This is a genomic window from Streptomyces griseoaurantiacus (assembly GCF_036189845.1).
Lineage (GTDB): Bacteria > Actinomycetota > Actinomycetes > Streptomycetales > Streptomycetaceae > Streptomyces > Streptomyces griseoaurantiacus.
The window spans coordinates 1,478,271-1,502,717 of the sequence record NZ_CP108326.1; the positions used below are offsets into that span (position 1 = coordinate 1,478,271).

At 74.6% G+C, this 24,447-nt stretch carries 21 protein-coding genes; 11 read left to right on the forward strand and 10 right to left on the reverse strand.

All coding sequences use genetic code 11. From position 1 onward, the window contains the following. Positions 1 to 13 precede the first annotated feature (13 nt). Both OHB09_RS06725 and OHB09_RS06730 read right to left on the reverse strand, forming a co-directional pair. Positions 14 to 841 carry an anti-sigma factor gene (locus tag OHB09_RS06725; protein WP_093592388.1) on the reverse strand — a complete coding sequence of 276 codons (828 nt, stop codon included), beginning with the start codon at positions 839 to 841 and terminating at the stop codon, positions 14 to 16. Beyond that, entirely contained in the window at positions 838 to 1,380 is a 543-nt protein-coding gene (locus OHB09_RS06730) for a sigma-70 family RNA polymerase sigma factor (protein ID WP_006141824.1), read from the reverse strand. Before OHB09_RS06730 ends, OHB09_RS06725 begins: the two co-directional genes overlap by 4 nt. A gap of 498 nt (positions 1,381 to 1,878) precedes the next feature. Between OHB09_RS06730 and OHB09_RS06735 the strand changes: the two genes are divergently transcribed. The 4 genes from OHB09_RS06735 to OHB09_RS06750 are packed head-to-tail and all read left to right on the forward strand — an operon-like array spanning position 1,879 to position 8,623. Continuing rightward, the gene (locus tag OHB09_RS06735) at positions 1,879 to 3,408 is read left to right on the forward strand and encodes a DUF4331 domain-containing protein (RefSeq protein WP_319117157.1); all 1,530 of its coding nucleotides are present in this window, start codon (positions 1,879 to 1,881) and stop codon (positions 3,406 to 3,408) included. A 33-nt stretch (positions 3,409 to 3,441) separates the two neighbouring features. Next, on the forward strand, positions 3,442 to 5,415 hold the full coding sequence (locus OHB09_RS06740) for a tetratricopeptide repeat protein (RefSeq protein ID WP_328921716.1): 1,974 nt from the start codon (positions 3,442 to 3,444) through the stop codon (positions 5,413 to 5,415). Then, on the forward strand, positions 5,412 to 6,980 hold the full coding sequence (locus OHB09_RS06745) for a HoxN/HupN/NixA family nickel/cobalt transporter (protein WP_328921717.1): 1,569 nt from the start codon (positions 5,412 to 5,414) through the stop codon (positions 6,978 to 6,980). The genes OHB09_RS06740 and OHB09_RS06745 overlap by 4 nt, the downstream gene beginning before the upstream one ends. 53 nt (positions 6,981 to 7,033) lie before the next feature. After that, the gene (locus OHB09_RS06750) at positions 7,034 to 8,623 is read left to right on the forward strand and encodes a serine/threonine-protein kinase (RefSeq protein ID WP_328921718.1); all 1,590 of its coding nucleotides are present in this window, start codon (positions 7,034 to 7,036) and stop codon (positions 8,621 to 8,623) included. Positions 8,624 to 8,674: 51 nt separating this feature from the next. Here the strand turns inward: OHB09_RS06750 and OHB09_RS06755 are convergent, their stop codons facing one another. Then, positions 8,675 to 9,481 carry an SGNH/GDSL hydrolase family protein gene (locus OHB09_RS06755; RefSeq protein ID WP_006141830.1) on the reverse strand — a complete coding sequence of 269 codons (807 nt, stop codon included), beginning with the start codon at positions 9,479 to 9,481 and terminating at the stop codon, positions 8,675 to 8,677. Positions 9,482 to 9,773: 292 nt separating this feature from the next. Here OHB09_RS06755 and OHB09_RS06760 point away from each other — a divergent pair, with 292 nt between their 5' ends. Next, complete coding sequence (locus tag OHB09_RS06760; RefSeq protein WP_319117161.1) at positions 9,774 to 10,931, forward strand: DUF5925 domain-containing protein; 1,158 nt, start codon at positions 9,774 to 9,776, stop codon at positions 10,929 to 10,931. 139 nt (positions 10,932 to 11,070) lie between these two features. Further along, positions 11,071 to 11,859 carry a DUF72 domain-containing protein gene (locus OHB09_RS06765; protein WP_328921719.1) on the forward strand — a complete coding sequence of 263 codons (789 nt, stop codon included), beginning with the start codon at positions 11,071 to 11,073 and terminating at the stop codon, positions 11,857 to 11,859. 23 nt (positions 11,860 to 11,882) lie between these two features. Here OHB09_RS06765 and OHB09_RS06770 read toward each other — a convergent pair whose 3' ends face one another. Next, positions 11,883 to 12,263 carry a GntR family transcriptional regulator gene (locus tag OHB09_RS06770; RefSeq protein ID WP_093592369.1) on the reverse strand — a complete coding sequence of 127 codons (381 nt, stop codon included), beginning with the start codon at positions 12,261 to 12,263 and terminating at the stop codon, positions 11,883 to 11,885. Positions 12,264 to 12,368: 105 nt separating this feature from the next. On the opposite strand from OHB09_RS06770, the gene OHB09_RS06775 reads away from it, so the two are divergent. Then, complete coding sequence (locus OHB09_RS06775; protein ID WP_328921720.1) at positions 12,369 to 13,310, forward strand: GNAT family N-acetyltransferase; 942 nt, start codon at positions 12,369 to 12,371, stop codon at positions 13,308 to 13,310. Next, positions 13,291 to 13,803 (forward strand): DUF402 domain-containing protein, encoded by a 513-nt coding sequence (locus OHB09_RS06780; RefSeq protein ID WP_006141835.1) that lies wholly within the window; start codon positions 13,291 to 13,293, stop codon positions 13,801 to 13,803. The genes OHB09_RS06775 and OHB09_RS06780 overlap by 20 nt, the downstream gene beginning before the upstream one ends. On the opposite strand, the gene OHB09_RS06785 is transcribed toward OHB09_RS06780, so the two are convergent. After that, positions 13,796 to 14,410, reverse strand: a complete 615-nt coding sequence (locus tag OHB09_RS06785) for a class I SAM-dependent methyltransferase (protein ID WP_234528725.1) — start codon at positions 14,408 to 14,410, stop codon at positions 13,796 to 13,798. The genes OHB09_RS06780 and OHB09_RS06785 overlap by 8 nt on opposite strands. Before the next feature lie 146 nt (positions 14,411 to 14,556). On the opposite strand from OHB09_RS06785, the gene OHB09_RS06790 reads away from it, so the two are divergent. Together OHB09_RS06790 and OHB09_RS06795 are read left to right on the forward strand one after the other, a co-directional pair. Further along, positions 14,557 to 14,691 carry a hypothetical protein gene (locus OHB09_RS06790; RefSeq protein ID WP_006141837.1) on the forward strand — a complete coding sequence of 45 codons (135 nt, stop codon included), beginning with the start codon at positions 14,557 to 14,559 and terminating at the stop codon, positions 14,689 to 14,691. A 212-nt stretch (positions 14,692 to 14,903) separates the two neighbouring features. Continuing rightward, entirely contained in the window at positions 14,904 to 15,977 is a 1,074-nt protein-coding gene (locus OHB09_RS06795) for a lytic polysaccharide monooxygenase auxiliary activity family 9 protein (protein WP_328921721.1), read from the forward strand. A gap of 110 nt (positions 15,978 to 16,087) precedes the next feature. On the opposite strand, the gene OHB09_RS06800 is transcribed toward OHB09_RS06795, so the two are convergent. Next, the gene (locus tag OHB09_RS06800) at positions 16,088 to 16,534 is read right to left on the reverse strand and encodes a MarR family winged helix-turn-helix transcriptional regulator (RefSeq protein WP_006141839.1); all 447 of its coding nucleotides are present in this window, start codon (positions 16,532 to 16,534) and stop codon (positions 16,088 to 16,090) included. A gap of 127 nt (positions 16,535 to 16,661) precedes the next feature. Here OHB09_RS06800 and OHB09_RS06805 point away from each other — a divergent pair, with 127 nt between their 5' ends. Then, complete coding sequence (locus OHB09_RS06805; protein ID WP_328921722.1) at positions 16,662 to 17,036, forward strand: cupin domain-containing protein; 375 nt, start codon at positions 16,662 to 16,664, stop codon at positions 17,034 to 17,036. A 22-nt stretch (positions 17,037 to 17,058) separates the two neighbouring features. Here OHB09_RS06805 and OHB09_RS06810 read toward each other — a convergent pair whose 3' ends face one another. From OHB09_RS06810 to OHB09_RS06825, 4 genes are all read right to left on the reverse strand, one after another. After that, positions 17,059 to 18,033, reverse strand: coding sequence for a DNA polymerase Y family protein (locus OHB09_RS06810; protein WP_191891715.1), 975 nt, complete (start codon positions 18,031 to 18,033; stop codon positions 17,059 to 17,061). Continuing rightward, positions 18,030 to 21,725, reverse strand: coding sequence for a DNA polymerase III subunit alpha (locus OHB09_RS06815; protein ID WP_328922995.1), 3,696 nt, complete (start codon positions 21,723 to 21,725; stop codon positions 18,030 to 18,032). The genes OHB09_RS06810 and OHB09_RS06815 overlap by 4 nt, the downstream gene beginning before the upstream one ends. A gap of 600 nt (positions 21,726 to 22,325) precedes the next feature. After that, complete coding sequence (locus tag OHB09_RS06820) at positions 22,326 to 23,132, reverse strand: slipin family protein (RefSeq protein WP_006141844.1); 807 nt, start codon at positions 23,130 to 23,132, stop codon at positions 22,326 to 22,328. Positions 23,133 to 23,404: 272 nt separating this feature from the next. Beyond that, positions 23,405 to 24,313: a S1 family peptidase gene (locus tag OHB09_RS06825; RefSeq protein ID WP_006141845.1), complete on the reverse strand. Its 909-nt coding sequence runs from the start codon at positions 24,311 to 24,313 to the stop codon at positions 23,405 to 23,407. Between the last annotated feature and the right edge of the window lie 134 nt (positions 24,314 to 24,447).

The window sequence follows — 24,447 nt, forward strand, 5'->3', positions numbered from 1 at the left end:
AGGGTGTTGATGATTACTCTCCGAATCCGACCGAATCCAGGGCGAGTTGGACAAGCGGCGCACTCGTCGGACGAACCGATCCCCCGTCGGGTTCCACGGTCACGGCGAGTGACGTGGCCGACGTGGCCAGGCCGTCGGCCACCAAGGGCGTGTCGTCCTCGAACAGGCCGAGGGAGCGCGGTGGTGCGCCGGGGCGCATGAGCCACAGTTGGTGCACGCGCGTGTCCGGCAGTGCGCCGGTACCGCTCAGGGTGACCACCGCACGCCCCTGTGAGGCGGAGGCGATCACGGACAGTCCCCGCCCCCGGGCGTCGCGGTCGGCGGCGGCCCTGGCGTCGGGCGCGGCGAGGACGTGGGCGATCTCACGTGCCTGTGCGCGCTCGGCGTCCAGCGTGTCCTGGGTCCGCGCGGCCTGCACCGCGATGAGAGCGGCGACGACCAGCGCCGCGGCGGCGGTCGCGGTGGCCAGCGGCCCGAACAGCGGGCGCAGCCGGGGGGCGCGGGCCCGGGCGGGCGGCGGGGCCGTTCCCCAGACGTGCGGCGGCAGGTGCGGGGCGCGCGCGGCGGGCGCGTCCCGGTCGGGAGCGGGCGGCTCCTGCGGGGTGGCGCGGACGGCGGCGAGGACCCGGTCGCGCATCGCGGGCGGGGCGGGGGCGCTGGTGGACCAGGCGAGCCGGACGGCGTCCTCGGAGAGCGCGCGCACCTCGGCGGCGCAGCGTTCGCAGCGGCGCAGGTGCTTCTCGAAGCGGCGGCGCTCCTCGGGTTCGAGGGCGTCGAGGGCGTAGGGCGCGGCGAGCGAGTGCGGGTCGTCACGGCCGAACAGCCTGCCGAAGGGGTTCATGCCGCACCTCCCAGGCAGTGGCGCAGCCGGGTGAGCCCGTCGCGCATCCGGGTCTTGACCGTACCGAGCGGCAGGGACAGCCTCTCGGCCACCTCCCGGTACGTGTAGCCCTCGTAGTAGGCGAGGGTCACGGACTGCCGTTGCAGCGCGGTGAGCCGGTCGAGGCAGCGGCGCACCCATTCCCGTTCGAGACCCGCCTCCACCTCCTCCGCGACCTGGTCGAAGGCGGGGTGGTGGGCGCGGCGGGCCTCGCGCTCCTCGCGTTCGCCGGAGGCGCGGGCGCTGCGCACCCGGTCGACGGCGCGGCGGTGGGCGACGGTCAGGATCCAGGACAGCGCGCTGCCGCGGTCCGGATCGAACCGGGGCGCCGAGCGCCACAGTTCGAGGAGCACCTCCTGCGCCACCTCCTCCGACTGCGCCGGGTCCCGCACGACGCGGCGCACCAGGCCGAACACCGGCCCGGACACCATGCCGTACAACTCCTCGAAGGCCTTCTGGTCGCCTCCGGCCACGAGTGCCAGGAGTTCCTCCGCCTCCACTCGTACCCCCCTCTCCGGCCGCGGCACACGGCGCGCGGACTCGTCGGTCGTCCCACAGGTCGTCCCACAGGTCGTTCGCTGGGCGCTCGCAGGTCGTTCGCAGGTGATCGCAGGTCGTTCTCAGGTGGTGCGTAGAACGTTCGGAGCGATCACGCCCTTGGACGGGATTACGGATCGGCGGGCCGAAAACGCGGGTCGGACGGCAAGGAATACGGCCGTCCGCGCGGGCGGCTCCCGCGACGGCCGGTCCCTCGCTCCGGTCCGGCACCCGCGACCCGCCTGACGGCCCGTGAGATTTTCCGCCGATCCGACCAATCCGGCCCGACGGGCTCTCCGAATGCCCGGTCAGTGAGGCAAATCGGCGCCGCGGCCGTATGGACGCGAGGAACGCACGGCTTGCGCGGACGGACGAACGGAACGGATGAACGGATGGACGGACGGATGGACGCACACACGGACGGACGATCGGGGCGGCCCACGGCTGGGCGGACCGGACGCATGACCCCCCTTCCCGGCCGGGGCGTGGGGCGCCGGAGCCTCGCGACCCTCCTGTGCGGCGCGCTGGCCGCCGGGGGACTCGCCGCCGCCGGTGTGGTCGCACTCGAACCGGGGGCGGCCTCCGCCTCCAGCCACCGGGAGGCTCCGCTGATCTCGGGGCAGCCGCAGTACGACAACACCGACGTGTACGCGTTCGTGAGCCCGGACAAGCCGGACACGACGACGCTCGTGGCCAACTGGATCCCGTTCCAGGAGCCGGCCGGCGGACCCAACTTCTACACGTTCGCGGAGGACGCGCAGTACGACCTCCACGTCGACAACAACGGTGACGCGCAGAGCGAGCTGATCTTCCGGTACACGTTCCGCACGCACACCAAGAACGAGAACACCTTCCTCTACAACACGGGCCCCGTCGACAGCCTGGACGACCCGGACCTCAACATCACGCAGACGTACGACATCGACCTCATCAAGCTGCACAGGCAGAAGCTGGTGTCGAAGACGAAGCTCGCCGACGACGTGCCGGTGGCGCCCTCCAACGTCGGCAAGGCGTCCATGCCGGACTACGGCAAGCTGCGTTCGCAGGCCGTGTACAAGCTGTCCAACGGCTCCACGACTTTCGCGGGCCAGGCCGACGACCCGTTCTTCCTGGACCTTCGCGTCTTCGACCTGCTGTACGGCGGCGACCTCTCCGAGGTGGGCCGGGACACCCTCAAGGGCTACAACGTCAACTCCATCGCCCTGCAGGTGCCGAACGACATGCTCACCGAGTCGAAGGAGCAGCCGGTCGTCGGCATCTGGTCGACGACGCAGCGCAAGGACGCGCGCGGGCACTGGCGGCAGGTCTCGCGGCTGGGCAGCCCGCTGGTCAACGAGGTCGTCAACCCGCAGAAGGACAAGGACAGGTTCAACGCCTCCGCGCCCTGGGACGACGCGCAGTTCCTGAAGAACGTGACCAACCCCGAGCTGCCGAAGCTCATCGAAGCCATCTACAAGATCGACGCGCCGGACGAGCCGCGCGACGACCTCGTCGACGTGTTCCTGAAGGGCGTCAAGGGGCTCAACCAGCCGCCGTCCGTGCGGCCGGCGGAAGAACTGCGGCTCAACACCTCGATCAAGCCCGCCGCCACTCCCAAGCGGCTCGGCGTGCTCGACGGGGACAACGCGGGCTTCCCGAACGGGCGCCGGCTGACCGACGACGTGGTCGACGAGGCGCTGCAGGTCATGGAGGGCGAGCTGGTCGGCTCGAAGAACGACCTGGGCGACGCGGTCGACGCCAACGACAAGAAGTTCGGCGGGTCCTTCCCCTACCTCGCCGAGCCGACGGCCGGTTCGCGCGGCGCGACGGCGAAGACGGACGGCAACAGCGTGCGCAACCAGCTCGGCGACGCGCTCCACACGAGTGGTGTGGGCGGCGGTTCGGACACGACGCTCATCGTGACCTCCGCGGCCGCGGGGGCCGCCGGCTTCCTCCTGATCGCCATGGCCCTCGTGTGGTGGCGCCGCCGCACCCGCCGCACGTACTACTGACGGCCCCCAGGGCACCGGAACGGAGGAAGTCCCATGCCCCCGCACACCCCCGACACCCCGACACCCGAGGGTTCGTCGCCGCAGGCCCCGCAGGCCCCGCAGGCCCCGCAGGCCCCGCAGGCCGAGGTTCCGGTGCCCGGCGCTCCGGAGGCGGGAGTTCCGCTCCCCGGCACTCCGGAGGAGGCTCCGACCCCCGGCACTCCGGAGAGGGAGACTCCGGCCCCCGGGACGACGGCGGCCGAGGTCCCCGGCGCTCGAGCGGCCGGGACCCGGGTCCCCGAACCCCGAGAGGCCGGGGCCCCGGCCCTCGAGACGCCGGCGCCCGGGAACCCGGCATCGGGAACTCCGGTGGCCGGGGATCCGGGTCCCGGGCCCCGGGAGGGTAAGGCCCCGGTGATCGAAGCCTCGGTCCCGGCACCTCCGATGGCCGAGGCCCCGGTGGCCGGGCCCCGGGAAGGCGAGGCCCCGGCCCCCCGAACGCGGGAGGCCGAGGACCAGGGTCCCTACACCCCGGTGATCGAAGCCCCGGTCCCGGCACCTCCGGTGGCCGAGGACCCGGCCCCCGGGCCCCGGGAAGGCGAGGCCCCGGTGGCCGGGCCCCGGGAGGGCGAGGCCCCGGTGGCCGGCACCCCGGTGGCTCCGGTTCCCGGGGTGCCGGCCGGCGGGGGTGCCTCCGTGCGGACACCCTCCCGTCTGCACCTCGTGCTCTCCGCCGGCGCCCTGGCCGTCGCCCTCACCACGGGGGCGCTGGCCACGGGCGCGGCCCGGCAGGCCACGCCCGCCCCGGCGTCCCTGCCCGTCACCTCCCCGCGGCTCCTGAGCGGCGACGACCTCGCCGCGAGCATCCGCGGCCTCCAGGCCCACCTGCGCGCCCAGCCCCGTGACGCCGAGGCCTGGTCCACGCTCGCTCTCGCCTACGTCGAACAGGCCCGGACCGAGGGCGACCCCTCCCGCTATCCGCAGGCCGACAAGGCCCTCGACCGCGCCCTGGAGCTGCGCCCCCACCACGACCCCGCCCTCGCCGGCCGCGCCGCCCTGGCCGCCGCACGGCACGACTTCCGCGGCGCGCTGAAGTACGCCGACGAGGCCCTCTCCCGTAATCCGTACAACGAACGCGCGCTGTGCTCCCGCATCGACGCCCTCGTCGAGCTGGGCCGTTACGAGGAGGCCTCGAAGGCCGCCGACCTGGCCGACTCCCGGCGCCCGGGCGTACCGGTCTTCACCCGCTACGCCTACGTCCGTGAACTGCGCGGCGACACCGCCACCGCCCGCGAGGTGCTCACCCGCGCGCTCGGCACCGCCGCCACCCGCGGCGACGTCGCCTACGTGGCCACCGCCCTCGGGCAACTCGCCTGGAACCAGGGGCAGTACAGGACCGCCCTGCGTCACTACGCCCGGGCGCTCGCCGCCGACGACACCTACCTCCCGGCGCTCGAGGGCCGGGCCCGCACCCAGGCCGCGCTCGGCGACCGCGCGGCGGCGATCACCGGCATGGAACGGGTCGTCGCCCGCGCCCCGCTCCCCCAGCCGCTCGTGGAGCTGGGCGAGCTGTACGAGGAGCGGGGCGGGAAGGGCGACACGGCCAGGGCCCGGGACCAGTACGCCCTGGTGCACGCCTGGGTCTCGCTCGCCCGCGCCAACGGGGTGGACGCCGACCTCGACACCGCCCTCGCCGCCGCCGACCACGGCGAGCGCGGGGCCGCGCTGAAGGCGGCGCGCGCCGAGTGGAAGCGCCGCCACACGGTGCACACCGCGGACGCGCTCGCCTGGGCGCTGCACGTCAACGGCCGGGACGAGGAGGCCCTCCCGTACGCGCGGCGGGCCACCGCCACCGGCTACCGCAGCGCCTCCTTCCGCTACCACCGCGGCATGATCGAGCGGGCCGCCGGCCGGCCGGACCGGGCCCGCGCCTCCCTCACCGCGGCCCTCGGCCTCAACCCGGGCTTCGCGCCGCTGGGCGCCCGCGCGGCGCGCGCGGCCCTCGCCTCCCTGGGAGGCCCGGAATGAGGCCCCGCGGGCGCCGGTTCGCCCTCGGCGCGGGGCTGGCCACCGCCGTGGCGGCGCTGGTCCTGCTCCCGGCGGCGCAGGCGGGCGCGCATCCGCTCGGCAACTTCACCGTCAACCGGTACGACGGTCTGGTCGCCGCGCCGGGGGAACTGCGGGTCGACCACGTGGAGGACCTCGCGGAGATCCCCGCCACCCAGGCGGGGCCGGACATCGAGCGGGCGGGCGGCCTCACCGGCTGGGCCCGGCAGCGGTGCGTGGAGGCCGCGCGCGGCAGCGGGGTGACCGTGGCGGGGCGGGCCGCCCGGCTCGGCGTCGCCGCGAGCACCGCGCACCGGCGCCCCGGGCAGGCGGGTCTGGACACCCTGCGCCTGGAGTGCCGGCTGACCGCCCCGCTGCCCGAGACCGGCACCGTCCGGGTGGTGTTCCGCGGCGCGGGCGGCCCGGCCTCCGGGCCCGGCTGGCGGGAGATCACCGCGCGCGGCGACCGTACGACACTGACCGGATCCGATGTGCCCGGGACCTCGGTGTCCCATGAACTGACCGACTATCCCAAGGAGTTGCTGTCCTCCCCCGCGCACACCGCGCGCGCCTCCTTCGAGGTCCGGCCGGGCGGCCCGGCGCTGGACCGGGAACGGCAGGGCGACGCCCCGGCCGCCTCGGTGCTGCCGCGCGGCGCCGACCGCTGGACCCGTGCGCTGGACGGCCTGGTGGCCCGGCACGACCTCACGCTCGGTTTCGCCGCGCTCGCCGTGCTGCTCGCGGTCGGCCTGGGCGCGATGCACGCGCTCGCGCCCGGCCACGGCAAGACCCTGATGGCCGCGACGGCCGCGGCCCGCGGCGGCCGGGCCCGGCCGCGGGACGTGCTGCCGCTCGCCGCGTCGGTGACCGTCACCCACACCCTCGGCGTGGTGGCCCTCGGCCTGCTGGTCACGGCCGGTTCGGCGGCCGCGCCCTCGGTGATCACCTGGCTGGGCCTGGCGAGCGGCGCGTTCGTCACCGCGGCGGGCGTCACCCTCGTCCGCCGTGCCTGGCGCGACCGCCACGGACGGGGGCACGGCCATGGACACGACCACACGCACGAGCACGCTCACGAGCCGGCCTCGGAGCCCGCGCACGAGCACCCCCACGACCACGACCACGCCCACGAACACGGGCACCATCACGACCACGGACACACCCACACGCACGGTCACGGACGCCCGCACACGCATTCCACCGCCCCCACCCTCCGCGGCACCCTCCTCCTCGGCTTCGCCGGGGGCCTCGTGCCCTCGCCGTCCGCCGTCGTCGTGCTGGTCGGCGCCGCCGCGCTGGGGCAGGCCTGGTTCGGGCTGCTGCTCGTCGTGGCCTACGGCCTCGGGCTCGCCCTCACGCTGACCGCGGCCGGCTTCGCCGTCGTCCGGCTCGGCGGCGGGATGAACCGGCTGCTCGCACGCCGTCCCCGCTGGGCCGGGGGCGCGACGGCGGCGCTGGTGCGGCGGGCGGCACCGCTCGGCTCGGCGTGCGTCGTGCTCGTGCTCGGCGCCGGACTGGTGCTCAGGGGGGCGGCAACCGCCCTCGGCTGAGCTACTTTGAACAGGCGTGGCAGGCGGCAGCTCGACACGACGGGGGGACGCACGTGTCCGACGGAGAACCGGGTCGTGAGCGTGTGGTCGCGGGACGCTACCGGCTGCTGTCCCCGCTCGGCGAGGGCGGCATGGGGACGGTGTGGCGGGCCCGCGACGAGGTGCTGCGGCGGGAGGTCGCGGTCAAGGAGGTGCGCGCCCCCGACTGGCTGACGGCGCCGGAGCGGGAGCGGATGTACGCCCGGCTGGAGCGGGAGGCGTGGGCGGCGGCCCGGGTCGCGCACCCCAATGTGGTGACGGTGTACGACGTGGCCGCGGAGGACGGTCGGCCGTGGATCGTGATGGAGCTGGTCCGCGGTCTCACCCTCGCCGATCTGCTGGACGCCGAGGGCCCGCTGCCGCCCCGCCGGGCGGCGGCGATCGGCGCGGAGGTGCTGTCCGCGCTGCGGGCGGCGCACGCGGCAGGGGTGCTGCACCGGGACGTCAAGCCGGGCAACGTGCTCATGGCGAACGACGGCCGGGTGGTCCTCACGGACTTCGGGATCGCCCGCGTCGAGGGCAGTTCCGCGCTGACCATGACCGGCGAGGTGATCGGCTCCCCCGAGTTCCTCGCGCCCGAGCGCGCGCTGGGCCGGGACCCCGGGCCGGAGTCGGACCTGTGGTCCCTCGGTGTGCTGCTGTACGCGGCGGTGGAGGGTGCGAGCCCGTTCCGGCAGGACACTCCGCTGAGCACGCTACGGGCGGTCGTCGACGAGGCGCTGCCCCCGCCGCGCCGGGCGGGCCCGCTGGCGCCGGTGATCGAGGGACTGCTCCGCAAGGACCCGGCCGGGCGGCCCCCCGCCGAGCGGGTCGAGGGGGATCTGCGGGCGATCGGCTCGGGCGACCCCCCGGACGCGGGCGGACCGGCACACTCCCCCACGCCCGCCGCCGTCCCGGGCTTCGGCCCACCGCCCACGGCCGGGTACGAGGGCACCGCTCCGACGGCGGCGGCGCCCTCCCCGTCGCCGTCGCCCGCCTCGCCGGCCCCGCCTCCTCGGCGCGAGCGCCGTACGGTCCTCGTCCTCGTCACCGGGATCGTCGTGCTGGTCCTGGCGCTCGCGGGGCTGACGTACGGCCTGCTCCACCGGGACGGCGACGATCCGGACGCGAAGGGGAGTGGTGCGACGCGCCGGGCGGAGACCGGGGGCGGGAGCACCGCGCGGGAGAGCACCGCCGAAAGCGGGGACGGAGCCGTCCCGAGCCACCGCCGGAGCACCTCCTCGGCTGCCCCGGCGCAGTCGGTGAAGGTGACGATCAGCGGCGGTCATCCCTATTCCGGGGCCTGCGAGGAGGGCCGCCACACCCTCGACCTCCGGGTGGACATCACCGTGGGCCGGGCGCCCGCGACGGTGGAGTACCGCTGGAACAGCCGGGGCGGCCCGGTCTCGGACTGGCGGACGAGGTCGGTGGCCCTCGGCGCGCGGAGCGTGCGGGTGGCGGACTCCCTCGCCGTCCGCCCCACGGGTCCCGGGAACCGGGTCTGGGCCGAGGTCCGCTCCCCCGTGCACACCACGTCCAATTCCCTCCCCCTGTCCGTGACGTGCACGAGTGCCACCCCCTCCACTTCGGCGCCGGGGGCCACGCCGACCTCCTCGTACGGCTGAGGCCCGCCCGCGTGGATCGCGGACGGGCCCCGGTGCGGCGGAACGGGCCGGTCAGGCCAGGCTGTTGAGGAGGGGGAGGTAACCGCCGGACTGTCCGGCGGCGGTGGGGTGGTACGACTCGCCGATGTCGAGCAGTTCGAGGCTGTGCAGCCACGCCGATCCCGAGCACAGCTCGTGACCGGTGAAGGTGGTGCGGACGTCGCCGAAGGCGAAGCCGTGGTCGGCCGCGCGCTTGGCGAGGGCGGCGTCCAGCCGGTCGGCGGCGTCGTTGATGGCGGCGCGCTTGGTCGCGGAGAGGCCGAGGCAGGTGGTGCCGAGCCGGTAGAAGCGCGGATAGCCGAGGACCACCACGCGGGCGGCGGGGGCCTTGGCACGGATGGCGGAGTAGACGGTGTCGAGGCGGCCCGGGAGCGTGGAGTCGACGAACGCCCTGGCGGTGTCGATGCGGGCCAGACAGGTGGCGTCGGACTGGAGCACACAGGTCGTCATGACGTCGGCGAAGCCGGCGTCGTTACCGCCGACGCTGATCGAGACGAGGTCGGTGGCCGAGGTGAGGGTGGAGAGCTGACCCGACATGACGTCGCTGGTGGTGGCGCCGGAGCAGGCGAGGAAGCTGAACGAGGAGACCGAGTGGGCGGCCTGCCACAGGTACGGGTAGGACTTGGTGCTGCGCTTGCAGTCGCCGCCGGAGCTCAGATAGCTGCCCGAGCCGACGCCTGAGGAGTAGGAGTCGCCGAGGGCCACGTAGTCGGTGCCGGCCGCGACCGAGGACGCCTGTGCCGTGGCCGCCCCGGTGAGGGTGAGGCCGACGGCGAGGAGGAGCGAGGTCACGTATGCCGCGATTCGGGAACGTCTCATGGAACCTCCCTTTAGCAGGATCTCTGCGACAACCGTGGTACCAGCTACGCGTGTTGACTGGAAGTGCTCATGCCAAAATTGTTGACGAGTGTTCAAACCCCGTACGACCGACGGTCACCTGCACGAAGGCACCCTCGAGCGACCCGTGGGACGTCTCACCTGTACCGGTGAACGGCTCCCGGGCCCCGGGTTGACACGTGTGCGGAGGGCCGGGGCGCGGGCCGGCGGAGCCCGACGGGCCGGGCGCGGGAAATCCGGTGCGCGGGCGGGCTTCCTGACGGATCATGGCGACATGTCCGCGAACCCGCCCGACAAGCCGCAGCCGCAGCCGCAACCGGGGCAGCCGTACGACGACCCGTACGGCATCCTGCCGGTCCGGCTCAACGTCGACGACTCCGACTCCCCGTCCGACGTCGTCGACGCGCTGTTCCTCGGCCGTTTCGCGACGGGCGAGCAGCCCTGCTCCCATGCGGCCACCATCGACCGGGTGCGCACGGGCGCCACCCTGCTCCCCCCGGACGCCCGCGTCCTGCGCACGGCCCGGGACGACGACCGCAGCGCGATCCTCGCCGAGGGCGAGGGCTGGACGCTGCTGATCTCCCGCTGGAACCGGGGCGCCGACGTCACGGTCACCGCGATCACCGCCGAACTCGCGGAAAAGGTGCTGGCCCAGGCCACGGACGGCGCCGTCGACGAGCCCGAGCCCCAGCCGGAGAACGTGACGATGGGGTTCTGGTACGTGTCCCCGCGGCGCGGCCCGCACCGCACCACACGCCGGATCTCGGCGGGCACGTGGGAGGAGGTGCGGGGCAACTACACGGCACCGGTGGCGGAGGCCATGGACCGGCTGATGAAGACGACCCCCGAGGACATCGCGGGCCGGCTGCTCCTGCTGCACGGCCCGCCGGGCACGGGCAAGACCTCCGCGCTGCGCACCCTGGCCCGCTCCTGGCGGGACTGGTGCCAGGTGGACTGCGTCCTCGACCCCGAGCGGCTGTTCGGGGACGTCGGCTACCTCATGGACATCGCGATCGGCGAGGAGGACGCGGGCGGCAAGGGACGCTGGCGGCTGCTGCTCCTGGAGGACTGCGACGAGCTGATCCGCGGCGAGGCCCGGACCATGGCGGGCCAGGCGCTGTCCCGGCTGCTCAACCTCACGGACGGACTGCTCGGCCAGGGCCGCAACGTCCTGGTGGGCGTGACGACCAACGAGGACCTCGAACGCCTCCACCCGGCCGTCGTGCGCCCCGGACGGTGCCTGGCGCGGATCGAGGTGGGCCCGCTGACCCGCCCCGAGGCGCTCGGCTGGCTCGGCAGCGAGTTCCCCGGCCGCGAGGAGTCCGTCTCCCGCGAGGGCGCCACCCTGGCCGAGCTCTACGCCCTGCGCCGCGGCACCAGCCCGACCTCGGTGCCGGACCAGCGGGACGCGGAGTCGGGCCTGTACCTGTGAGGGGCCGGGGGGCGGGAACGGCCGGGCCGACGGAAGCGCCCGGGGAGGGGAGGGCCAGGGCTGACGGGAACGGCCGGGGGGCGGGAACCGCGGGGAAGAAAACCGGCCCCCGCACGACCCCGGGTGCTTACATACCCGTATGCCCCTCTTCGTCGGCACCTCCGGCTGGCAGTACAAGGACTGGCGCGACGTCCTCTACCCCCCGGGCCTGCCCACCGGCCGCTGGCTGGAGGAGTACGCCGGCCGCTTCGCCACCGTGGAGATCAACAACGCCTTCTACCGTCTCCCCAGCCGCGAGACCTTCGCACGCTGGCGCGAGCGCACCCCGTCCGACTTCGTCGTCGCCGTCAAGGCGAGCCGGTTCCTCACCCACGTCAAACGCCTCCGCGATCCCGAGGAACCCGTACGGCGCCTGATGACCCACGCCGAGGGCCTGGGCGACCGCCTGGGTCCCGTACTGCTCCAGCTCCCGCCCACCCTCCGCGCCGACACCGGCCTCCTCGACGACTGCCTGGCCCGCTTCCCGGCCGGCACCCGTGTGGCCGTCGAAGCGCGCCACGAGTCCTGGTGGACCCCGGCGGTCCGGGACGTCCTCACCGCGCGGGCCGCCGCCCTGTGCTGGGCGGACGTCCTCTCCCGCCCGGTCACCCCGCTGTGGCGCACGGCCGACTGGGGATACGTCCGCTTCCACTCCGGCCGGGCCCGCCGCAGCCCGCACTACGGCCGGCAGTCCCTGTCGAGCTGGGTGGGGCGCGTCGGCGAGGCGTGGCCGGACGAGTCGGACGTGTACGCCTACTTCAACAACGACCCGCGGGGCGCGGCCGTCCTGGACGCGATGCTCTTCGCCCGGACGGCGCGGGCGGCGGGCCGGACGGTGACCCGCACCCCCCACCACCTGCCGCCCATGAGCCCCCGTCCCCCGCGCTGAGCGGCGCGCTGCCGACCTGCTCCTCACCTCTCCCCGTACGCCGCCCGCAGGGCGTCCCGCACGGCGGCCAGCGCCTCGTCCTCCCCCAGACCCAGCCTTCGCACCCGCTCGGCGTACTCCTGCGCGGCGCTCGCGGCGGTCCGCTCCGCGGCGGAACCGGCGGCCGCCACATAGGTGCCGTTGCGGCCCCGCGTCTCGATCACGCCGTCGGCCTCCAGCGCCCGGTAGGCCTTGGCGACCGTGTTCGCGGCGAGGCCGAGGGTCTCGGCGAGGCCCCGCACCGTCGGCAGCCGGTAGCCCACCGGCAACGCCCCCGACCGTGCCTGCTCGGCGATCCGGGCGCGCACCTGCTCGTAGGGCGCGCCGCCCTCCGTACTGTCAATGATGTCGATCTTCAGGCTCACGCACCGATTGTCGCCCGGAGCGCACCCCCGGGAACAGCGAACCGGCGCCCGACGGCGCGAAATTCAAAGGCGCCCCCGCCGCCCTTCCTCGTACCGTGCCCTCACATGAGTAGCGATCCGTCCGTGACCGTGCACCACCTGCGTCCCGACGCTTCCGAGGACTGCGAGGCCTTCGCCCGCATCCGCGAGGAGGCGCTCCCCTTCATCCTGATGACCGGTGAGGCCCTCGCCCACGACCTGCTGCACTCCCCTCCCGAGGCGCACTACGAGCCGCTGCTGGCGCGGGTGGACGGCGAGGCGGTGGGCTCGGCCCAGGTCGGCCTCGTGCACGACAGCCCCCAGCCCGGCCAGGCCTATCTCAACATCTACGTACGGCCGAGCCACGAGGGCCGCGGCGCGGGCACGGCGCTGGTGCGGGCCGCCGAGAAACGGCTGCGGGAGGTGGGGGCGCGGGACGTGTACTCCTGGGTCCTGGACACGCCCGCCAACCGCGCGTTCGCCGAGCGGCGCGGCTACCGGCCGGGCCGCTCCGCGCACTTCCTCCGGCTGGACCTCACGGAGGGCTCGTTGCCGCCGCTGCAGTCCGCGCCGCCCGGCGTGGAGGTGATCCCCGGCACCGACTTCGTGTCCGACCCCCGTCCGCTGTTCGCTCTCGACGCGGAGACCATGGCGGACGAGCCCAGCGACATCGACTACGAGCTGACGGACTACGAGTCCTGGCTGCGGGGGACCTGGAACCACCCACTGACCAGCAAGGAACTGACGTCGGTGGTACTCGTCGAGGGCCGCCCGGCGGCGTTCACCATGGTCCGCACGAACAGCGGCACCCGCTACGGCACGATGATGACGGGCACGGCCCGCGCATACCGGGGCAGAGGCCTGGCCAAGCTCGCCAAGAACGACTCCCTGCACCGCGCCCGCGCCGCCGGCTTCACCGAGGCCCTGACGGGCAACGACGACGGCAACGGACCGATGCTGGCGATCAACAAGTGGTTCGGGTACGAGATCTGCGGGACGGAGGTGCACCATGTCCGCGCCTTCGGCTGACCGGGCGCCTGAGGCGGCCGGGCGGATCGAGGTGGTGCTGCGCAAGGCGGGCCGCACGAAGATGCGCTACGCCGCGGACCTCCTCGCCGACGACGGCCGCCGGATCACCGTGCGGGCCCCCTGGGCGAGCCCCGGCGTACGCGACTTCGGTTTCGTCCGCTTCGCACCGGGTGACGTCCTCACCGAGCACTTCTGGCGCGACCGCTGGTACGCGGTGAAGGAGGTCCGCGCCGGCGACGGCACGCTGAAGGGCTGGTACTGCGACATCGCCAGGCCCGCCGTGCTGACCGGCACGGAGCTCCTCTCGGAGGACCTGGACCTGGACCTGTGGCGCTCGGCGGACGGCGCGACGGTCCTCCGGCTGGACGAGGACGAGTTCGAGCAGAGCGGCCTCGCCCGGACCGACCCCGAGGCCGCCCGGGCCGCGCTCACCGCGCTGGACACCCTGGAGGCGCTGGCCGCCGGGCCGGCGTTCCGGGAACTGCTCAGCTGACGGCCACCACCGCGTACCGCTCGTCCCCCACCTCCCGCCCCCACAGCCGGGCATCGCCCGACAGCCGCTCCACCTCCACGTGAGCCAGGAGCGGTGTCAGCAGCCCGGTGACCCGGTCGGCCGGTATGCCGACCGGGCTCACCGTGCCCCACACGCCCTCGACCAGCACCATCCGGCCACCGGACCGCAACAGCCCGTGCCAGTGCCGCAGCGCGGCCGCCGGATCGGGCAGCGTCCACAGCACATGGCGGACGAGCACCGCGTCGAACCGCCGCCCGCCCACGGGCGGGGCCGCCGCGTCCCCGCGCAGGAACTCCGCGTCCCGCCCGGCGAGCTTGGCGCGGGCCCGGTCGAGCATGGCCGGGGACGCGTCGACGCCGGTGACCCGGTGCCCCGCCTCGACGGCGAGCAGCGAGAGACTGCCCGTGCCGCAGCCGAGGTCGAGCAGGTCACCAGGGCTCCCGGGCAGCCACCGCCGCAGCCGTCCGACCCAGGCGGCACGGATGCGCGGATCGCCCAGCCCGTGGTCCGGCTCCTCGTCGAAGGTGGCGGCCAGTGCCTCCCAGTCGTCACCGGAGGGCGCTTTTTCCTCACTGTGGGTGTGCATCGAGTCAGCATGGCAGTCGCCACTGACAGCACTGACGGCCCGATCGTGACAAGCGTTACTGACAGGGAGGGTGGGATGGGCCACGCTCCGGGTAGAGGTCCAGACCCGTGGTGACGCGGGACCTGGTGATCTCGGAGGAGGCAGCCATGCGCCGGACGACCGTGCAGAAGCCCCTGAGGAAGTCGGACTCCCGCCGTGTGCGGGAGGAGGCCGACGAGCGCCCCGCCGAGCGCCCCGAGGTCCGCAAGGACATCCACCGGACCTGGTGGCCGGACGGCTGAGCCGCCCCGGCCCTGCGCCTCCGCCCTCCCGGATCCAGGGGGCGGAGTCCCTGCCCGGGCTCACGCGGGGGGCTCTACCTGATGCCGGTCTGAGCACTCCCTTAACGCGAGCATAAGGATCCGCTCCTCGGCCTCGAACAGGGGATTCGCCCGGTCCCGCGCGGCTAGTTTGCTGACCGCACCCGCCGCTCAGGACCCCCGAGGAGCCCCCCATGCCCGCAGGCCGCCGTCGCCATGCCGCCGTACTCGCCCTCGTCGGCGGCACCCCCCTCGCCCTGACCGCCCTCGCCGCCGCTCCGGCCGCCGCGCACGGCACGATGGGCGATCCCGTCAGCCGGGTGGCCCAGTGCTACGCCGAGGGCCCGGAGTCCCCGAAGTCGGCCGCCTGCCGGGCGGCGGTCGCCGCGGGCGGCACCCAGGCGCTCTACGACTGGAACGGCATCCGCATCGGCGACGCCGGCGGCCGGCACCAGGCCCTCATCCCCGACGGCAAGCTGTGCAGCGCGGGCAACGAGGAGTTCAAGGGCCTCGACCTGGCCCGCGCCGACTGGCCCGCCACCTCCGTGAAGAGCGGCGCGTACACCTTCAGGTACCGGGTCACCGCGCCCCACAAGGGCACCTTCAAGGTCTACGTCACCAAGCCGGGCTACGACCCCGCCAAGCCGCTCGCCTGGAAGGACCTGGACCTCGACCACCCGGTCGCGAGCGCCACCGACCCGGCCCCGGTCAACGGTTTCTACACCTTCTCCGGTGCTCTCCCCCAGCGCTCCGGGAAGCAGCTCCTCTACGCGATCTGGCAGCGCTCGGACAGCCCGGAGGCGTTCTACTCCTGCTCCGACGTCGACTTCGGCGGGAGCGGCGGCGCGGGCGGCAGCGGCAGCGGCAGCGGCAGGAACGGCGGCTCGGAGGGGGCGGCGGCTCCCGCGCCGGCCGCCTCCGCCCCCACCGACCGGCAGATCGAGGCCGGTGCCGACAAGTCGACGATCGAGCACCACGGCCACGGCGACGACGACGCCCGCACCTCGGCCGAGCCCCGCCGCGCCGAGGCCGCCGAGGGTTCGGGCGGCGCCGGTACCGGCGGCACTGCGGGCGGCACGGCCGCCGAGGACACCCCGGCCAACCGGCCCGCGGCCGACGGCGCCTCCGGGAACCTCGCCGAGACGGGCGCCGACGGGCGCACGGCGTACGTCGCGATCGGCGGCGCCGCCGCCCTCGCGCTCGGTGCCGCGGCCCTCTTCGCCTCGGTCCGCCGCCGCGTGGGCCACGCGGGCCGCCACGGCCGCTGAGCGGCCGGCACGGGAACTCGGGGTCCGCCCGGCGGCTCAGGCCGGGCGGACCCCGTCCGCGTTCCCGGGCCCACCGGTCCGCCGGTCGGCGCGGCCACCGCCGTACCTCATCACCAGGTGGGCCGCACCGGCCCGCCGGGCGCCACCGCCAGCAGCGCGGTACGCAGGTGCCGCACCCCCTGCTCCCCCAGCAGCGCGGCCCAGGGCCGCACCGCCTCCGCCGCGGCCTCCTCCGCGGCCCGGGCACAGGCCCAGCCGCGTTCGGTCATCACCACGAGCCGTGCCCGCGCGTCCTCCGGGTGCGGCCGTCGTTCGACGTAGCCCTTGCGCGCCAGTTCCTCGACGAGCTGGCTGGCTGCCTGCTTGGTGACCCCGAGGTGCGCGGCGAGATCGGTGACCGTCGCCCCGTCCGGGGCGAGCCGGGCGAAGGCGAAGCCGTGGGCGGGCCGCAGCCCCTCGAAGCCCCGGGCGAGGACCCCCGCGTGGATGCGCTGGGTGAGATCGCCGGCGGCGGCGAGCAGGGCGGCGGACAGGGCCAGGGCCTCGGAGTTCTCCACGGTGGCATTAGAACACCCTTGACGAATTGGTCAAGCTGCTTGACCATAAGGGCGGGGCATTTGGTCAAGCGACTTGACCAAATATCCGCCCCGCTCCTGCCCGCCCCCTTCTCCTCCGGAGGCCCCCATGCCCGTCGTCCGTCCGTCCGAGGCCGTGACCCACGAGATCCACGGCGCCCGCTTCGTCTCCCACGCCGCCCCGCGCACCGGCAGCAGGGAGCTGTGCGCCTGGCGGGGCGAGATCCCCGCCGGGACGAAGGCGCCGACGCACACCGTCAGCCGGGAGGAGATCTTCCACCTGCTCGACGGCGAACTGCTCGTCACCCTGGACGGGCGCACCGAGCGGGTCCTCGCGGGCGACACCGTGATCGTCACCCCGGGCGCGGCCTTCGGGGTCGAGAACCCCACCGGCCGCACCGCCGTCACCTGGGTCACCACCACCATCGGCCTGGAGGCCGAACTCGCCGACGGCACCCGGCTCAACCCGCCCTGGGCCAACTGAGGGCCGTCCCGTACCGGCTCCGTCAGGCCGCCAGCGAGCCCGGGCCGATCGCGCCGGGGCCGAACTTCGCCCGGACCCGGTCCGCCACCTCCTCGATGCGGCGGACCTTCTCGTCCACCGGGTCGAAGGTGAGCTGGTGCGCGGCCCGTTCGGCGGGGGTCAGCCCCTCCGCGCGCAGCGCGAGGCCCCGCACCCGGGCGCGTTGCAGGCCGAGCGCCTCGTACAGGCGGTACGCGGTCCTGGTGAGCGCCGCCGAGTGCGCGGTCGGCTCCGCCAGGGCCCGGCTGCGGACGGTCGCGGAGCGGTCGGCGTAGCGGACGGTCAGGGTCAGGGTCCTGCACACCTGTTCCTCGGCGCGCAGCCGGGCGCCCAGTTCCTCGGCGGCCGAGAGCAGGGCGCGCCGGTGCCGTCCGGGGTCGATCTCGTCCAGGTCGAAGGGACGTTCGGTGGCGAGGGAGCGCGCGACCGCGTTCGGGACCACCCGTCCCCGGTCGAGGCCGTTCGCCCTCTCGTGCAGTTCCCGTCCCGCCTTCGCGCCGACCAACCGCTGCAGCGTGGCCGGCGGCGCGGCGGCGACCCTGCCCACCGTGTCGAGCCCGTACTCGCACAGCGTGCGGGCGGTGCTGCCGCCGACACCGGGCAGCACCCGCACCGGCCGTCCGGCCAGGAACTCCGTCACCGCGCCGGCCGCCTCCGGTACGGCGACGACCGCGCCCGGCGCGGCCTCCCGCAGCGCCATGCGGGCCAGCATCGGGCCGGGTCCGGCGCCGATCGCGCAGTCGACGCCGTGGTGCGCGAGCGCGCGCACCCGGATGAGCCGCGCCAGTTCGACGGCGTCCCGCCCGAAGTAGCGCTCGGCGCCGCGCAGATCGACCAGCGCCGTGTCCGGCGGCAGCGCCTCGACGACGGGGGTGAACTCCTCCAGCAGCCCGAGCAGCCCCGGCAGGGCCGCCTCGTCCGCCGATGACAGGTGGAAACGTACGCAGAGGATGGTCATCCCGCACTCCCCGGACTCTGGTGCCACAGTTTCCTTCCGCCCGGCGGGCCCTCGCCCGCGGGGCGCAGATCGGCCCAGGGGTGCATCTCGTACCCCGTGGCCATCCGGATGCGCCGCCCCCGGCCGTCGCCCCGGTCCTCGTCCCCGTCCCGTGCCTCCTCGGCTCTTTCGGTCCCCTCCGTCCCCCCGGCCCCCCTCGTTCCCTCGGCCCCCTCCGCCCCCTCGGTCTCCTTCCGCCGTTCCTTCGCCCGCCGCCGGCGCTCCATCGCGTCCTGGGCGGCGGACCCGGTCGGGCGCGGCAGCCCGTCGGAGCCCGCGACCGCCTCCGCCCGGACCCGGCCGCCCGGGCCCCCGGTGGTGCCGCCGTCCGCGCGGCCGCCGTCCCCGTCGGCGCCCGCGGTCCCCGTCTCCGCCAGCCGGGCCGCCACCCCTTCGAGGCCCTCCCGGCGGCGTATCTCCAGTAGTTCCGCGAGGTTCCAGGCGGCCGCGCCCACCACGCTCAGGCTGCGCGGCCCGCGCCGCTGGACGACTCCGCGCACCAGCAGCAGCCAGGAGTGGAAGACGGTGTGGGCGCAGGTGTCGTGGGAGTCGTCGAAGAAGGCCAGGTCGACCAGTCCGGTGCCGTCGTCGAGGGTGGTGAAGATGACCCGGCGGCCGGAGCGGATCGGCGGGGTCTGGGTGGCCGCCTTGGCGCCCGCGACCAGCACCGTCTCACCGTGCCGTGCCTCGCGCAGCCTTCGTGCGGACAGCACGCGCAGCTCGTCGAGGAAGGCGCGGTGGTCGTCCATCAGATGGCGCGAGGCGTCCATGGAGAGCACACCCAGTTCGGCGCTGAGCCGTTCCTCCTCGGACAGATCGGGCAGCCCGGCGGAGGCGGTCCGGCGGCCCCCGGCCAGCGGGAGCTGCCCGCCGCCCCCGCCCCGGGCGCCCCGGTGCAGTTCGGTCAGGTGCAGTTGCAGGTCGCGCCGGTTGGCGCCGAACGCGTCCAGCGCGCCGACCTGTGCGAGCCGTCCGGCGACGGGTCTGCTGGGCCGGGCGCGTTCCCAGAAGTCGAGCAGGGAGGCGTACGGCTGCCCGGCGGCGATGCGGGCGGCCTCGGCCTCGCTGATGCCGTGCACGTCCGAGAGGGCGAGCCGCAGTCCCCAGGCTCCCGCACGCCCCTCTCCCTCGGACACCAGTTCGATACGGTGGGCGACGCCCGAGCGGTTCACGTCCAGCGGCAGCACCGGCACCCCCCGCCGCCGGGCGTCCGCGAGCAGCAGCCGCTTGGGGTACATCCCGGGGTCATGGGTGAGCAGCCCCGCGTAGAAGGCGGCCGGGTGATGGGCCTTGAGCCAGGCCGACTGGTACGTGGGCACCGCGAAGGCCACCGCGTGCGCCTTGCAGAAGCCGTAGCTGCCGAAGGCCTCGACGATCTCCCAGGTGCGCGCGATCGTCTCCGCCCCGTACCCGCGCGCGGCCGCCTGCTGCGCGAACCAGACCCGGATGCGGCCCTGCGCCTCGGGGTCGGACAGCCCGCGCCGCACCCGGTCGGCCTCGTCGAGCCCGCAGCCGGTCAGGGTGTGCACGATATGGATGATCTGCTCGTGGAAGACGACGACGCCGTACGTCTCCTTCAGCGGTCCCTCCAGGTCGGGGTGCGGGTAGCGGACCGGGGCCCGGCCGTGCCGTGCCTCGATGAAGGGCCGCACCATGTCGGCGGCGACCGGGCCCGGCCGGAACAGCGAGATGTCGACCACCAGGTCGTGGAAGGTCGCGGGCTGGAGCCGGCCGACCAGGTCCCGCTGGCCGGGCGACTCGATCTGGAAGCAGCCGAGCGTCTCGGCGGACCGGATCAGCCCGTACGTCGCCGGATCGCCCGGAGGCACCGCGTCCAGGTCGATCCGCTCGCCGCTGGTGCGTTCGACCTCGGCGACCGCGTGCGCCATCGCCGACTGCATCCGCACCCCGAGCACGTCCAGTTTGAGCAGCCCGAGCTCCTCCACGTCGTCCTTGTCGAACTGGGACATCGGCAGCCCCTCGCCGCTCGTCGGCACCACCGGCGTGCGGTCGCGCAGGGAGGCGTCGGAGAGCAGCACCCCGCACGGGTGCATGGCGATCCCGCGCGGCAGCGCGTCGAGAGCCTCCACCAGTTCCCAGAGCCTGCCGTACCGCTCCCGCTCGCCCGCGAGCGCGCGCAGCTCGGGCAGTTCGTCGAGGGCCGCGCGGACGTCGCGGGCCCGGATGTGCGGGAAGGACTTGGCGATCCGGTCGATCTCGGCGGGGTCCATGGACAGCGCCGCGCCCACGTCCCGGACGGCGTGCCGCACCCGGTACGTCTCCGGCATCGCGACGGTGGCGACCCGCTCGGCGCCGAAGCGGTCGATGATCGCCCGGTAGACCTCGATACGGCGCGCGGACTCCACGTCGATGTCGATGTCGGGCAGCACCGGGCGCCGCTTGGACAGGAAACGCTCCATCAGCAGCCCGTGCTCGACCGGGTCGGCGTGCGCGATGCCGAGGAGGTGGTTGACCAGGGAGCCGGCGCCGGAGCCGCGCGCGGCGACCCGGATGCCCATGCCGCGCACGTCGTCCACGACCTGGGCGACGGTGAGGAAGTACGAGGCGAAGTCGTGGTGGGCGATGATGTCCAGCTCCTGGTGCATCCGCTCCCAGTACGCGCGCCGCCCGGCGTGGCCGAGGCGGACCATGCCCGCCGCCGCCCGGGAGGCGAGGGTGCGCTGGGCGGTGCGGCGCCCGGCGCCGACGAGGTGGGGCTCGGGGAAGTGGACGGTGCCGATGCCGAGGTCGTCCTCGGGGTCGACCACGCACTCGGCGGCCGTGGCCCGGGTCTGCTCCAGCAGGTGGTGGGCGGCCCCGCGGGGAAACCCGGCCGCCTCCACGATCCGCTCGGCGGCCTCGGTCATGGCGCCGGTGTCCTTCAGCCAGGCCTCGCCGGAGTCCAGCTCCTTGGCGGGGTCGATGGGGACCATGCGGCGGGCGGCGTCCAGGACGTCGGCGACCGGGCCGAGGCCGGGGTCGGCGTAGCGCGCGGCATTGCTGAGCACCGGCCGCACGCCCTGCTCGGCGGCGAAGCCGACGGTACGGGCGGCCAGCCGCAGGGAGCCGGGACCGGTGCCGGTGCGGCCGTGCCAGACGGCCTCCAGGCGCAGGGCGGCGCCGTACCTCTCGCGCCAGGGCGCGAGCAGCCGGGCGGCACGGTCGGGCCGGCCGGCGGCGAGGGCCCGGCCGACGTCGGAATCGGGGCCGAGCAGCACGGTGAGGCCCTCGCCGTGGTTGGCCTCCCAGGGCAGCAGCGGGGGGCCGTCGCCGGGGGTGCGGCCGGCGTGGGCCGCGGAAACGATTCTGCAGAGGTCCGCCCAGCCGGTGGCCCCGTCCCGGGCGAGGAAGGTGACACGGGGGGCCGACTCGTCGACGAAGGCGCCGCCCCGGACGGGGGTGCGGCGGCGCTCCCGCCCCGGGCGGGCGGGACTGTACGGGGCGACCGCCAGGTCCACGCCGTACAGCGGGCGCACCCCGGCCTTCACGCACGCGCGGGTGAACCGGACGGCACCGGCGAGGGTGTCCCGGTCGGTGAGCGCGAGGGCGTCCATCCCGCGCTCACCGGCGCGCTCGGCCAGCCGCTCGGGGTGCGAGGCGCCGTAGCGCAGGGAGAAACCGGAGGCGGTGTGCAGATGCGGGAACGCGAACACCACGACACCACACCTCCCGCTCCGCGACTCCCGGGCGCCTCACGCCCCACTCGAACATCAGTTCCCTATCCACCTTACCCCTCACCTTCGAACGACTGTACGAAACCCGCAGCCGGGGGCCCACCTGCGGGAAAGGGGGGGTCCGGGGGCTTCGGGGGGCGCCCCACGCTCCCCTCGGGGGATGGGTAGCCGGGGGGCGTGTTCGACCGCGGGCGCGTCGTGGCTGGTCACGCAGTTCCCCGCCCCTGAGGGTGTGGGCGGTCAGGGGGCGTGTTCGACCGCGGGCGCGTCGTAGCTTGTCGCGCAGTCCCCGCGCCTCTGAGGGGGCGCTCGCGCTCGCGCCCCTGACTCGTCACCGTGGAGGGGTGGTGGCTCGGCGTGGCTCGGGGGCGCCATGCCCAGGGGCGCGGGGAACCGCGCGACCGGCCACCGCGCGACCGACCACACACCACCCACACCCGCCCGCGCACCCCTCAACCCGAGCCCTCCCACGCCCCGCCCGAAGGGCGTACGGGCCGGATGACATGGGGGGCGGATGGCGTACGGGCCGGATGGCATAGAGGGCGGATGGCGTACGGGGCCGAGGGGCGGAGCCCTCGCCTACCCCTCCGGCGGCGCCGCCGTCGGCCCCGCCCCCGGCGTCGTCCCCTGCTGCGCCCGCTCCAGGAACCGCAGCAGCTCCACCGGGAACGGCAGCACCAGCGTGGAGTTCTTCTCCGCCGCCACCGCCACCACCGTCTGCAGCAACCGCAACTGCAGCGCCGCCGGCTGGTCCGCCATCTGCGCCGCCGCCTCCGCGAGCTTCTTCGAGGCCTGCAGCTCGCCGTCCGCGTTGATGACCCGCGCCCGCCGGTCCCGGTCCGCCTCCGCCTGCCGGGCCATCGACCGCTTCATCGTCTCGGGCAGCGACACGTCCTTGATCTCCACCCGGTCGATCGTGACCCCCCACTCCACCGCGGGGCTGTCGATCATCAGCTCCAGCCCCTGGTTGAGCTTCTCCCGGTTGGAGAGCAGGTCGTCGAGATCGCTCTTGCCGATGATCGACCGCAGCGAGGTCTGCGCCATCTGCGAGACGGCGAACCGGTAGTCCTCGACCCGGATGACGGCGTCGGCCGCCGAGGTCACCCGGAAGTACACGACCGCGTCCACCCGCACCGTGACGTTGTCCCGCGTGATCCCCTCCTGCGCGGGGATCGGCATCGTCACGATCTGCATGTTGACCTTGCGGAGCTTGTCCACGAACGGGACGACCATCGTGAACCCGGGCCCGCGCACGTCGGACCGCAATCGGCCCAGCCGCAGGATGACACCGCGTTCGTACTGTTTGACGACCCGGGCCCCCGCCGCCACGTAGACGCCCACGGCGCACACCAGCGCCACACCCGCCGTCACCAGTTCCTCGACCATGTCGGCCCCCTCGGGTCCGCAGCGAGAGTGCGCCGCGGGGGGCGTGCCGGGGCCACCCGCCCGCACCTGGTCCTCCCCCACGGTAGCTCCGGGACGGACACCGGGGCGAGCCCCGTACACGGACGAACTCCCGTGCGCCGACGGGCTCCGTACACCGGCGAGCCCCCGTACGTCACGGCGGGACACCGCGACGTACGGGGGCTCTCACACGGCCGGCGCCGCAGAGGGCCGGAACCGGATCCGCGCCGGATCGGTACCGGACCCGTGCCGGATCAGTACACGTGGACCCCGTACGCGTTCAGGGCCTCGGTCACCGGCTGGAAGAAGGTCGTTCCGCCGGAGGAGCAGTTGCCGCTGCCGCCGGAGGTCAGACCGTAGGCGATGCCGCTGTTGGAGTACAGCGAACCGCCGGAGTCACCGGGTTCGGCGCAGACCGTGGTCTGGATCAGACCGGAGACGATGTCGCCCCCGCCGTAGTTGACCGTCGCGTTGAGCGCGGTGACCCGGCCGCTGTGGATGCCGGTGGTGGAGCCGCGACGGTAGACGGTGGTGCCGACGGACGGCGTGCCCGCGCTGGTGATGTCGACGCTGCCCACCGAGCCGGCCTTGCTCACCGAGCTGTTGGTGTAGCGCACGATGCCGTAGTCGTTGCCGGGGAAGCTGGATCCGGCGGTGGTGCCGAGCGTCGTCGAGTGGGAGGAGTTCGACCACCAGGTGCCCGCGCCGTCGGTGCAGTGCCCGGCGGTCAGGAAGTAGTAGTTCCCGCTCGAGTCCTGGACGTTGAAGCCCAGGGAGCAGCGCCAGCTGCTGGCGTAGATGGCGTCGCCGCCGCCGATCAGCTTCTTGAACGTGCCGGGGGTGCGCTTGATGGTGAGCGCGCCGGATTCGCTGCCGGCCGCCTGCTTGATCTTGGTGATCTCGGACTCGGAGACCGTGCTGTCGACGGTGACGACCACGCGGTGGTTCGCCTTGTCGACCGCCCAGGCGGTGCCCGGGACGTCGGCCTGGAGCACCGAGCCGCCGGCCCGGGTGAGCTGGGCGTTGCTGAAGGTGGCGGCGGTGTCGGACGCGTTCGCGCTGGGGACCGCGAACGCGGCGGCGGCCACGAGGGTCGAACCGATGGCGATCAGCCGGGTCCGTCTCGACATGCCGCTGCGAGAGGTGGTGCGCTTGATCCTCACTTTTCGTTCCTCCATGGGGGGAAGTCGGGGGCCCGCGTGGGGTCGGGGCCCGGTGAGGCGCAGTCGGGGACCGTCGCGTCCGGGTTACGAACACGCCGTGTCCCTGACAAGCGCTGTGGGGGCAGTATTCGGTC